This window comes from Candidatus Symbiopectobacterium sp. (assembly GCF_020054415.1).
Lineage (GTDB): Bacteria > Pseudomonadota > Gammaproteobacteria > Enterobacterales > Enterobacteriaceae > Symbiopectobacterium.
The window spans coordinates 1-1,975 of the sequence record NZ_JAHWCO010000293.1; the positions used below are offsets into that span (position 1 = coordinate 1).

Below are 1,975 nucleotides of genomic sequence, written 5' to 3' on the forward strand. Positions count from 1 at the left end.
AAAGCGCTTAACCGGATCACGCTATTAGGAATGCCGAACAGTATTCGCATCACGTAACAATCGACCCGTATGGGGCGCAGTCGTTACAAGTTCTGATTTATTCAACAAAGCCGATTTTACGTTGCGAGGATCCGTCGTTTCGCTGGGCTGACAGCATAAAATCTATTTATTCAACAAAGCCGAAAAACCATGATGATTCCTATAACAACCCCTAGTAGATAAAAATCCATTTTACCTATTCTATTCATTCAGAAAGCCTTCCAACTTCTTGAATTCCCGAGGCGTTATACCAAAAAGCGTTTTGATTTCTGTGGAGAAATGGGACGACGATGCATAGCCGTTATTCCAGGCCACGGTCGCAATCGACTCATCATTCTCAATCAGTTGCAACGCACTGTATGCAGCCCGCCACATTCTGAGCTGTTTTTTCGGTCCACAGGTAAAAGCGTTATAACAAAGCTTTCTGAAATAAGATTCTGAGACACCATATTCTTTACAGGAATTATACAGCTTATGTGACTTCATGCTTTTACTGTTATCAATAACTTGACCCAGCAAAAACTGAGCAACCCAGTAGCTCTCAATACCGCGAATGAAATGGCACAGTTTATTGATAACATCTGTGTCACTGATAAAGTCACGACAAAAAACCAAATCCATAAAACTCATTTGTGCGTTATCAATGACTGCGCAGAAGATTTTTTCTGTTTCGAAGAGGACTTTATGTTGTAAAGGCGCAGCACTCGCTCTCCATAGTCGAGAGGACTCTTTAAACCTGTATTCAGTGAAGGCTAAAAAGGTCGCCAGCTGGGTAATCAACGATCGTCCTACCAGCCATTTGCCATGAAGTGATAACTCAATAGCGCTGTTTGACACCAATACCGCAGGCTGATCTCCCGTGAAGGTGACGCGTTCCCGACTATTCATTATTGAAAAGGTGAATGTCGACTCTGGGGTTAATGGCCTGATAAAGAATAATGAGTCATTAACCACAAAGGTCTCATCCGTGATAACTGAATCTTCAACCATTGCATTATAACCAGGAGCGTATTTACAATTTTGGAAGCTTGTATTAGTGGCAATACTCTTATTCTGAAGCTCTCTAGACATAGCGACCTCTGTATAATTCGCATGACATTTATAGAAAATTGCGTCAGCCATACTGACTGAACTGCGCAGCTCATACGCTCTAGAATATAGCGAGCCCGCGATAGATATACGTGCGGTGTGTAGGGCCAGAGTATTCACTTAAAAACTAGAGGTCAAGACACATCAAAAAATGTAATAATAAATTAATCAAGATATTATATATATCATCTAAATATCATAATTATATTTAACTGAGCTGCATGTAATACACCTCAACTTTAAAATCACAAGATGTTATTTTTTTTATAAAATATATTAAATAATACGTCAAGTTATTGATATTACATTAAAATAAATCAACAAGGCCCTCTTTACTTCAAAAGCATAAAATAACCAAATCAACAATGAAAAACATAACAACAAATAAAAAAATCAACGCTACATCATTGCCATATTCAATTAGGCCGCTATTATGTCTCTATGTTTTTTTCACCCGAATCTTTACAGAACCTTAAATCATACTTTGCTAAATGATATATATAACCGTATCAGTGAATGTGAGCGGCTTTGTTGAATAAATAGAACTTTTGGGTAATCATCGGAGCAGATCACCACAGTTGTGGCTTTGTTGAATAAATAGATTTTATGCTGGCAGCCCAGCGAAACGACGGATCCTCGCAACGTAAAATCATGCAGTTAGGCCTCATGAGAAAAGTGTACACCTGAGATGACAAGCATTTTCAACGGCTTTGTTGAATAAATAGATTTTATGCTGGCAGCACAGTGAAACGAAGGATCCTCGCAACGTAAAATCATGCAGTTAGGCCTCATGAGAAAAGTGTACACCTAAGATGACAAGCATTTTCAACCAAAACTGGCACGGAAA

The 1,975-nt window shown here is 38.8% G+C and carries 2 protein-coding genes; both read right to left on the reverse strand.

The window, feature by feature from the left end; translation table 11 throughout:
* Positions 1-240: 240 nt before the first annotated feature.
* On the reverse strand, positions 241-1,161 hold the full coding sequence (locus tag QZ506_RS08455) for a helix-turn-helix domain-containing protein (protein ID WP_291970365.1): 921 nt from the start codon (positions 1,159-1,161) through the stop codon (positions 241-243).
* A gap of 444 nt (positions 1,162-1,605) precedes the next feature.
* On the reverse strand, positions 1,606-1,770 hold the full coding sequence (locus QZ506_RS08460) for a hypothetical protein (RefSeq protein WP_291970367.1): 165 nt from the start codon (positions 1,768-1,770) through the stop codon (positions 1,606-1,608).
* Positions 1,771-1,975 lie beyond the last annotated feature (205 nt).